This window comes from Pacificibacter maritimus (assembly GCF_003814915.1).
GTDB lineage: Bacteria > Pseudomonadota > Alphaproteobacteria > Rhodobacterales > Rhodobacteraceae > Celeribacter > Celeribacter maritimus.
Genome location: NZ_RKQK01000004.1, coordinates 292,237 through 301,141 on the forward strand (window position 1 = coordinate 292,237; position 8,905 = coordinate 301,141).

Sequence of the window (8,905 nt, forward strand, 5' to 3'; positions counted from 1 at the left end):
ATGCGGTACGGGCTATACCTATGACATGTATTTCGGTATCTTAACGTCAATTACTTACAAACAAACGAGTGGTGTTAAAATGACTGAATTTGGACTTCCGGCATTTTTGTCAGGTGGCAATCTGTTTTTATTGGCGATTGCGGTACTGATTATTATTCTTGTCAGCAAGGGGGTGCGTATCGTCCCGCAGTCTGAAAAATTCGTTGTCGAACGCTTTGGGCGATTGCGCACGGTGCTTGGACCAGGCATCAATTTTGTCATTCCGCTGATAGATAGTGTCGCCCATAAAATTTCTATTCTTGAACGGCAATTGCCCAACGCAATGCAGGATGCGATTACATCCGACAACGCATTGGTGAAAGTCGAAACATCTGTATTTTACCGCATCACTGAACCCGAGCGTACAGTGTACCGTATTCGTGATGTCGATGGCGCGATTGCCACAACGGTTGCGGGGATCGTGCGGTCTGAGATTGGTAAAATGGAACTGGATCAGGTGCAGTCCAACCGCTCCAGCCTTATTGAAACGATCAAGGCGCAGGTGGAAGAAGCCGTTGATGACTGGGGCATCGAAGTGACGCGGGCCGAAATCTTGGATGTGAACCTCGATGAAGCCACGCGCGCAGCCATGTTGCAGCAATTGAATGCTGAGCGCGCGCGCCGTGCAGCCGTGACCGAAGCCGAAGGGTCAAAGCGGTCTGTCGAACTGAACGCGGATGCCGAACTCTATGCTGCTGAACAAATCGCCAAAGCCCGCCGTATTCAGGCGGATGCCGAAGCCTATGCAACAGCCGTGGTCGCCGAAGCGATTACAGAAAACGGTATCGAAGCGGCCCAATACCAAGTCGCCTTGAAGCAAGTCGAAGCGCTCACTGCTGTGGGTACAGGGCAGGGCAGCCAAACCGTAATTATGCCAGCCGCAGCCATCGAAGCCTTTGGGGACGCATTCAAATTGTTCGGGAGCAAAAAGTAATGGAGGCAGCTGCCATCGATATTTGGGCCTTATGGTGGGTTTGGGGGCTGGGCGCGGTAGCGCTATTGATACTCGAAATTTTCGCGCCGGGCTTTTTGTTTTTGGGTTTCGGTGTCGGCGCCGCAGTGGTCGCAGCGTTAATGGGGGTCGGATTCGGCCCAGAAAATGCCGCCGTTGTCGCCGTTATCTTTGCTGTGGTGTCCTTGTTCGCTTGGCTCGCAATGCGTCAGATTTTTGGTGTGCGAAAAGGTCAGGTCAAAGTCTGGGATAAAGATATCAACGATGATGTCTAAGGTTTTGGAGCCTTTTCATGGGTCCAAAATTGCGATCTTGCGTCACGCAGAAGTTTTGACACTGCTGCGTGACGATACTCCTACCATCCCCTTTCCCAACATGTGGGATCTACCTGGTGGGGGGCGTGAAGGTTGCGAAAGCCCCTTCGCAACGGTGGCCCGTGAATTACATGAAGAGCTGGCCATCAAGATTGACCCAAGCAAAATCATTCATCACCGCGTCTATCTCAACGCCTCCGCCTTGCGTGTACACTTTTACGTTGCGCGCTGGGATAACTTGTCTGACGCCGCTATTCACTTGGGCGACGAAGGGCAAGCGTGGACATGGATGCCGATTGCTACCTTTGTGACCCATGAAAAAGCCGTCCCCACATTTCGGGAACGGCTGCATCACGCGGTCAATGACTTGGGCATCACGCCCTAAGCGTCTGCAATTTCTTTTTGAATGGCCAAAGCAGCTTGGCGTGGGTTCGCAGCTTGCCAGATCGGGCGACCGACGACCATGTGGTCTACACCGTCTTTGATCGCCTGCGCTGGTGTGGCAACACGCTTTTGATCGCCAAGCGCTGCACCTGTTGGGCGCACGCCAGGTGTTACAATTAGTTTGCCGTTTGCCTCAGGCAAAGCACGTACAAGAGCGGCCTCTTGTGGCGAGCAAATCACCCCATCTGCACCCGCGCGCAGAGCATTCCCAGCGCGTTCTTGTACGAGGTCTTTGATATCACCCGCTTTGATCAATGCGCCATCCAGATCAGCACGATCCAAGGATGTCAGAATCGTCACAGCCAAGATTTTCATGTTCGAGCCAGACGCGCCTTGTTTGGCGGCTTCTACAACATAAGGGTCACCGTGAACCGTAAGAAAATCTATGTCGAATTGCGCTGTCCCGCGTACTGCATTTTCTACAGTTGCGCCGATGTCAAAAAATTTCATGTCGAGAAAGATCTTTTTATCCATCTCTTGCTTCAGCTCATTGGCTAAAGCCAAACCGCCACCTGTCAACATTCCTAGGCCGATTTTGTAAAAGGATACGGCGTCACCGATCTTTTGCGCAACTTCGAGGCCCTGTAAAACATTCGGGACATCAAGAGCGACGATCAGGCGGTCATCTGCGGGTGCGGTCATGGGCAAACTCCTTTGTTTCGCCCTCCTCATATGACTCCATTGGCTATGAGGCAAGGCCCGCATCTCGATTGCGTAGGCCAAGATTTTGCACCTGCGATCTTGAATATAGGCCTTTGGTGGACCACATAAACCATGAGGTTCCACCGATTTGATGTGCCGCTATTAGGGCATCGAACATTCGGAACGCTTGTTTGAAAGGATACGACATGGACATGGAAAAGTTCACAGAACGCTCACGTGGTTTTTTACAAGCAGCACAAACCATTGCGATGCGAGAAAGTCATCAAAAACTCAGTCCCGAACATCTGTTGAAAGCTCTATTGGATGACACCGAAGGTTTGGCTTCGGGTTTGATCGCGAGCTCTGGCGGGGATGAAAAACTCGTGCTCGATGCGGTTGAGGCCGCTCTTGCCAAGGTGCCACGCGTCTCTGGCGATGCGGGCCAAACCTATATGGATCAATCCACCGTTAAGGTGCTGGATGAGGCCGAAAAGATCGCGACAAAAGCAGGCGATAGTTTCGTGCCTGTCGAACGAATTTTGACTGCACTTGCTGTGGTCAAATCAAAAGCCAAAGATGCGCTGGTTGCAGGCGGTGTTACCGCGATGAAATTGAACTCTGCAATCAATGAAATTCGCAAAGGTCGAACAGCTGATTCAGCGTCAGCCGAGGATGGCTATGAGGCCTTGAAAAAATACGCCCGTGATCTGACCGAGGCGGCCGAGGCGGGTAAAATTGACCCGATCATTGGACGTGATGAAGAAATTCGCCGCGCGATGCAGGTTTTATCTCGTCGTACCAAAAACAACCCTGTTTTGATTGGTGAGCCTGGTGTTGGTAAAACAGCAATCGCCGAAGGCCTTGCCTTGCGCATCATTGACGGTGATGTGCCTGAATCCTTGCGCAACAAAAAGCTACTGGCGTTGGATATGGGTGCTCTGATCGCGGGCGCGAAATACCGCGGCGAATTTGAAGAGCGCCTAAAATCTATTTTGAAAGAAATCGAAGCCGCCGCAGGTGAAGTTATTTTGTTCATTGATGAAATGCACACGCTCGTGGGCGCAGGTAAATCCGAAGGCGCGATGGATGCGGCCAATTTGATCAAGCCCGCGCTGGCGCGTGGTGAGCTGCATTGTATCGGCGCAACGACCCTAGAAGAATACCGCAAATATGTTGAAAAAGATGCGGCCTTAGCGCGACGGTTTCAGCCGATTGTGGTGGAAGAGCCAACTGTCGAAGACACGGTTTCCATCTTGCGCGGGATCAAAGAAAAATACGAAGTGCACCATGGTGTGCGCATTTCTGATAGCGCGTTGGTGGCGGCAGCGACCCTATCGCACCGCTATATCACGGATCGTTTTTTGCCAGACAAAGCCATTGATTTGATCGACGAGGCTGGCAGTCGTTTACGGATGGAAGTCGACAGCAAGCCTGAAGAGCTGGATCAACTTGATCGCCAAATCCTTCAACTGCAAATCGAAGCGATGGCGCTGTCGAAAGAAGATGACGCAGCTTCCAAAGATCGCTTGCTAAAGTTGGAAAAAGAGCTGGCAGATCTGCAAGAAAAATCTGCGGGCATGACAGCTAAATGGCAATCTGAACGCGACAAATTGGAAGGGGCGCGTGAGCTCAAGGAAAAGTTGGATCGTGCTCGCGCCGATCTTGATATCGCGAAACGCGAAGGCAATTTGGCCAAGGCGGGGGAATTATCTTACGGGGTGATCCCTCAGCTTGAAAAGCAGATCGATGCGGCAGAGCACCACGAGGCGCAAGACCTTTTGGTCGAAGAAGCTGTGCGCCCCGAACAGATCGCCGAAGTTGTCGAGCGCTGGACAGGAATCCCCACGTCGAAAATGCTCGAAGGCGAACGGGATAAATTGCTGCGTATGGAAGATTCGCTGCACAACCGTGTCATCGGGCAGCACAGTGCTGTTCATGCCGTATCGAATGCTGTCCGCCGTGCGCGTGCTGGTTTGAACGATGAAAATCGCCCGCTTGGTTCATTCTTGTTCCTTGGACCTACAGGTGTGGGTAAAACCGAGCTAACAAAATCAGTCGCCGAATTCTTGTTTGACGATGACAGCGCGATGGTGCGTATCGACATGTCCGAGTTCATGGAAAAGCACGCAGTTTCGCGGTTGATCGGTGCTCCTCCCGGCTATGTCGGTTATGATGAAGGTGGCGTTCTGACCGAAGCCGTGCGGCGTAGACCTTATCAAGTTGTTCTGTTCGATGAGGTGGAAAAAGCGCACCCTGATGTGTTCAATATCTTGTTGCAAGTTCTTGACGACGGGGTTCTGACCGACGGGCAGGGGCGCACTGTGGATTTCAAGCAAACGCTGATCATCCTAACGTCAAACCTTGGGGCGCAAGCATTGAGTCAACTGCCAGAAGGCGGTGATCCTGCGCAGGCAAAACGCGACGTGATGGACGCGGTGCGGGCGCATTTCCGCCCTGAATTTTTGAACCGCTTGGACGAGACAATCATCTTTGATCGTCTTGCGCGCAGCGATATGGGCGGCATCGTTGATATCCAGCTGGGGCTTTTGGCCAAACGTCTTGCGCCGCGCAACATTACGCTTGATCTGTCAGCAGATGCGCGCGCATGGCTTGCTGATGAAGGCTATGACGCAGTTTTTGGTGCGCGGCCGCTAAAGCGGGTTATCCAACGCGCTTTGCAAGATCCGCTCGCTGAACGTCTTTTGTCAGGCGATGTCATGGATGGTTCTGTGCTTGAGGTTACGGCTGGATCGGATGGATTGATCATCGGTGGCCGCAAAGGAGCCAGCAACCGCCCCAAGCCAGATGATGCCGTCGTTCACTAAGTTTTGACGGCCTATTATTACCCTCTCGAAGTGGCGATCATCACGATCGCCACTTTTTCATACGCATTGGGAAATTGTATACTTTTGCATGCCTAAAAATTAGGCATTTGGTGCTATTTGGTAGCGCTATCACCCTTGCCTCTTGTAGGAATTGTGCCAAAGGTCGCCAAACGAAAATCAGGTTAGGATTGAGATATGTTGATTTGGGCAACGGGTGCGCTGCAAGTGATGGCGTTGTTATTTGTCTTTGTGTTGGGCGTCGTGGTTCTCGGGGCGTCGGTCCTTTACTTTTTCGACCGAAAACAAACACGCGATGCCGTGCTGCGAAACTACCCCGTAATCGGCCACTTTCGTCATTGGTTCTCAACATTGGGCGAATTTTTCCGCCAGTATTTTTTCGCAATGGACCGCGAAGAGCTGCCATTTAACCGTGCGCAACGCGATTGGATTTACCGCGCGGCCGATAACAAAGGGAACACAATCGCCTTTGGGTCAACGCGCAATCTTTCCGTACCCGGAACAACGATCTTTGCCAACGCGACCTTTCCGCCGCTTGATGATCAATTCACCACAACCGATCCAATGATTATCGGTCCGTATTGTCGCAAGCCCTTTACGGCCAATTCGATTTTCAACATCTCGGGCATGTCCTTTGGTGCAATTTCAAAGCCTGCGGTTCTTGCCTTGTCAAAAGGTGCGAAGGAAGCGGGCATTTGGCTAAACACTGGCGAAGGTGGCTTGTCGCCCTTTCATCTCGAAGGTGGTGCTGACCTTGTCTATCAAATCGGCACAGCCAAATACGGTATCCGTGATGAGAATGGCAATCTTGATGATGACAAGCTGCGCGCCATGGCGGCCCATGAAACCGTGCGGATGTTTGAAGTCAAGCTGAGCCAAGGCGCAAAGCCAGGCAAAGGGGGCATTTTGCCTGCCGCTAAAATCACCCCTGAGATTGCACAGATTCGCGGGTTGAAGCCCGGCGAAGATGGCATTTCGCCAAACCGTCATCGCGAAGTCGATGATTTTGGTGACCTCTTAGATTTCATCGGTCACATTCGTGAAGTGACAGGTAAACCCGTCGGCTTTAAGTTTGTGGTCGGTTCGTCACGCCCTTGGGCTGAGTTTTTTGCGCTGATCAACGAGCGCGGTCCAGAATCTGCGCCAGACTTTATCACCATTGATGGGGGCGAAGGGGGTACAGGTGCCGCGCCTATGCCTTTGATGGATTTGGTTGGGATGCCGATCAAAGAATCCCTCATTCGGATTTGCGATCTACGCGACAAATATGGATTGCATGATCGCATTCGGGTCATCGCAGGCGGTAAGTTGGTTAATCCAGCGGATATCGCATGGGCGATTTGTGCGGGGGCTGATTTTGTCTGCTCTGCGCGCGGGTTCATGTTTAGCCTCGGCTGCATTCAGGCTTTGAAATGCAACAAGAACACCTGCCCTACAGGTATCACAACCCATGATCCACAGTTACTCAAAGGGCTTGTGGTCAATGATAAATATAAAAAGGTGGCGGCCTACGCCATTGCGTCGATCAAAGAAGTCGAAACCATCGCGCACTCTGTTGGAGTGCTGGAACCGCGTCAAATGCGCCGTCATCATGTGCGCATTGTTCAGGCTGATGGGACGTCGCGCGAACTTGAACGAATTGTCCCAAGTTACAATGACTCAACGAAGTCGTGACATAAGTTTTCTTTGAGAATTAGGCATGGCGGGCTAACTGTAGTGAAACCACTTGGAGGACCCGCCATGAAATACAAAAGCGATCTAAAATATTCAGCTGTTACGTCTGAAGCGAATTATCTGAATCGACGCGCATTGATGGGTGGTCTCGTCGGGGGTGCTGTTGGGTCAGGTTTGCTTGGCGCGCGTTCTGTATCTGCACAAGATATGCCTGATTTTGAAATCCAAGGTTTTGATACAACTGAAACGCCAAACACATTCGAAGAGATCACGACCTACAACAACTTCTACGAGTTCGGAACAGGTAAAGAAGATCCCGCAAAAAATGCGCATACGCTCACCACTGATCCTTGGGCGGTTCAAATCGATGGTTTGGTTGATAACCCAGGATCGTATGATCTGGCTGATATTCTATCTAAAGTCGACATAGATGAACGCATTTATCGGTTTCGCTGTGTAGAAGCTTGGTCAATGGTCATCCCGTGGAACGGCTTTGAGCTCAATCAATTGCTGGCCCTCGCAGGCGTTCAATCCTCAGCCAAGTACGTTCGGTTTGAAACTCTTTTCCGCCCAGAAGAAATGCCAGGCCAAAAACGTGCCCTACTTGATTGGCCCTATGTGGAAGGCTTGCGTCTGGATGAGGCCATGCACCCGCTGACGATCATGGCGACGGGCCTTTACGGCAAAGAACTGCCAAACCAAAACGGCGCACCACTGCGCTTAGTTGTGCCGTGGAAATATGGCTTTAAATCGATCAAATCGATCGTGAAGATCACATTGACTGATACCCAACCTCTCAACACGTGGAAATCAATCAATGCGCGCGAATACGGTTTTTATTCGAATGTGAATCCCGAAGTTTCGCATCCACGTTGGACACAGTCTTCTGAGCGCCGCATTGGCGGAGGACTATTCGCCAAACGTCTACAAACGATCAAGTTCAACGGATACGAAGAACAGGTTGCTGACTTATATAAAGGTCTTGATTTGACCAAAAACTACTAGCGCAGTTTTGAAAAGGGGCATGTCGATTGCCCCTTTTTAGCAGCACGATAATTTAGGAAATTTAATGACAGCCCAAAATACCTTTTCACACCTCAAGCAAACGATTGCTCAAAAGGTAAATAGCGTGTTGCGCCCCCTCCCAGCATGGCCAATTTATATTATTGCCTTGTTACCACCCGTGTGGATGTTTTGGTCCGCAGTAAATGGCACACTTGGTGTTGATCCTGTAAAATCGCTCGAACATGAAATGGGTGAACTCGGCTTGCAGGTCTTGGTCGCGGTGTTGGCGATTTCACCTCTGCGTCGGTTCACAGGTATTAGTCTTATCAAATTTCGCCGCGCCCTCGGGATCGTTGGCTTCGTTTATATCTTCTTGCATCTCCTCATCTGGCTTATCTTGGATGTTCAAATCGTAAGCCAAATCCTGACGGACATAATAAAACGCCCTTACATCACTATTGGTATGGCAGCCTTCGTTTTGATGATCCCACTCTTTGTGACATCAAACAATTTATCTGTACGCAAGTTGGGCCCGAAGTGGCGCTCATTGCACAAGCTCACATACCCCGCTGTTATACTGGGCGCAGTCCATTACGTGTGGCTGGTTAAAGGGTGGCAAACCGAACCTCTCGTGTATCTCGCTATTGTGCTTGGTTTGCTGGCTCTGCGTTTCAAACCCAAAAAACGTTCCGCACCCCAGTGAATGAATCAGGCAACGGCCCTCTGCATCGCAGCTGACTGAGGCGAACACTACATGTGGTAGGTTGTGTGTTCGGTAAGACTAGGCGGCGATCGCCATATTATCTAATGAAGTGACGATTTGGGTGATATCCAATAAAAACTCACCTAAAAAGATATATATATCAGTATGTTGTTTGAATTTTGTAAGAAAAGTGAGAAACTGTTAAAAAAGGGGTTGCGGGTATTGGGTGTTGGGCTTAGAACCCCCTCTACCGGCAGCGAGAGATTGATTGTTGGTTTGAGCGGACTGG

General features: G+C 50.8%; 9 protein-coding genes. 7 read left to right on the forward strand and 2 right to left on the reverse strand.

Translation table 11 applies throughout. The features are described from left to right. The first annotated feature begins 79 nt into the window (after positions 1-79). From EDD53_RS12930 to EDD53_RS12940, 3 genes are read left to right on the forward strand one after another with little or no spacing between them, the layout of a single operon-like run. Entirely contained in the window at positions 80-973 is an 894-nt protein-coding gene (locus EDD53_RS12930; protein WP_123793906.1) for an SPFH domain-containing protein, read from the forward strand. After that, positions 973-1,266 (forward strand): NfeD family protein, encoded by a 294-nt coding sequence (locus EDD53_RS12935; protein ID WP_123793908.1) that lies wholly within the window; start codon positions 973-975, stop codon positions 1,264-1,266. The genes EDD53_RS12930 and EDD53_RS12935 overlap by 1 nt, the downstream gene beginning before the upstream one ends. After that, positions 1,259-1,690 carry an NUDIX hydrolase gene (locus EDD53_RS12940; protein WP_170162761.1) on the forward strand — a complete coding sequence of 144 codons (432 nt, stop codon included), beginning with the start codon at positions 1,259-1,261 and terminating at the stop codon, positions 1,688-1,690. Before EDD53_RS12935 ends, EDD53_RS12940 begins: the two co-directional genes overlap by 8 nt. Here EDD53_RS12940 and pyrF read toward each other — a convergent pair. Next, positions 1,687-2,391, reverse strand: coding sequence for an orotidine-5'-phosphate decarboxylase (gene pyrF / locus EDD53_RS12945; RefSeq protein WP_123793912.1), 705 nt, complete (start codon positions 2,389-2,391; stop codon positions 1,687-1,689). The genes EDD53_RS12940 and pyrF overlap by 4 nt on opposite strands. 43 nt (positions 2,392-2,434) lie before the next feature. After that, positions 2,435-2,569, reverse strand: coding sequence for a hypothetical protein (locus EDD53_RS15065; RefSeq protein ID WP_281277956.1), 135 nt, complete (start codon positions 2,567-2,569; stop codon positions 2,435-2,437). Positions 2,570-2,597: 28 nt separating this feature from the next. Here EDD53_RS15065 and clpB point away from each other — a divergent pair, with 28 nt between their 5' ends. The 4 genes from clpB to msrQ all read left to right on the forward strand — a co-directional run bounded on the left by clpB (position 2,598) and on the right by msrQ (position 8,616). Beyond that, positions 2,598-5,216, forward strand: coding sequence for an ATP-dependent chaperone ClpB (clpB, locus tag EDD53_RS12950; RefSeq protein WP_123793914.1), 2,619 nt, complete (start codon positions 2,598-2,600; stop codon positions 5,214-5,216). Between the two features lie 195 nt (positions 5,217-5,411). Continuing rightward, positions 5,412-6,908: an FMN-binding glutamate synthase family protein gene (locus EDD53_RS12955; protein WP_123793916.1), complete on the forward strand. Its 1,497-nt coding sequence runs from the start codon at positions 5,412-5,414 to the stop codon at positions 6,906-6,908. Between the two features lie 66 nt (positions 6,909-6,974). After that, entirely contained in the window at positions 6,975-7,913 is a 939-nt protein-coding gene (msrP, locus tag EDD53_RS12960; RefSeq protein ID WP_123793918.1) for a protein-methionine-sulfoxide reductase catalytic subunit MsrP, read from the forward strand. Between the two features lie 64 nt (positions 7,914-7,977). Beyond that, positions 7,978-8,616 (forward strand): protein-methionine-sulfoxide reductase heme-binding subunit MsrQ, encoded by a 639-nt coding sequence (gene msrQ / locus EDD53_RS12965; RefSeq protein WP_123793920.1) that lies wholly within the window; start codon positions 7,978-7,980, stop codon positions 8,614-8,616. Positions 8,617-8,905 lie beyond the last annotated feature (289 nt).

What these genes read in the sequence shown, in the direction of transcription:
- EDD53_RS12930 (WP_123793906.1), top strand. Translation starts at nt 80, where the DNA reads ATGACTGAATTTGGACTTCCGGCATTTTTGTCAGGTGGCAATCTGTTT.
- EDD53_RS12935 (WP_123793908.1), top strand. Translation starts at nt 973, where the DNA reads ATGGAGGCAGCTGCCATCGATATTTGGGCCTTATGGTGGGTTTGGGGG.
- EDD53_RS12940 (WP_170162761.1), top strand. Translation starts at nt 1,259, where the DNA reads ATGTCTAAGGTTTTGGAGCCTTTTCATGGGTCCAAAATTGCGATCTTG.
- pyrF (WP_123793912.1), bottom strand. Translation starts at nt 2,391, where the DNA reads ATGACCGCACCCGCAGATGACCGCCTGATCGTCGCTCTTGATGTCCCG.
- EDD53_RS15065 (WP_281277956.1), bottom strand. Translation starts at nt 2,569, where the DNA reads ATGTTCGATGCCCTAATAGCGGCACATCAAATCGGTGGAACCTCATGG.
- clpB (WP_123793914.1), top strand. Translation starts at nt 2,598, where the DNA reads ATGGACATGGAAAAGTTCACAGAACGCTCACGTGGTTTTTTACAAGCA.
- EDD53_RS12955 (WP_123793916.1), top strand. Translation starts at nt 5,412, where the DNA reads ATGTTGATTTGGGCAACGGGTGCGCTGCAAGTGATGGCGTTGTTATTT.
- msrP (WP_123793918.1), top strand. Translation starts at nt 6,975, where the DNA reads ATGAAATACAAAAGCGATCTAAAATATTCAGCTGTTACGTCTGAAGCG.
- msrQ (WP_123793920.1), top strand. Translation starts at nt 7,978, where the DNA reads ATGACAGCCCAAAATACCTTTTCACACCTCAAGCAAACGATTGCTCAA.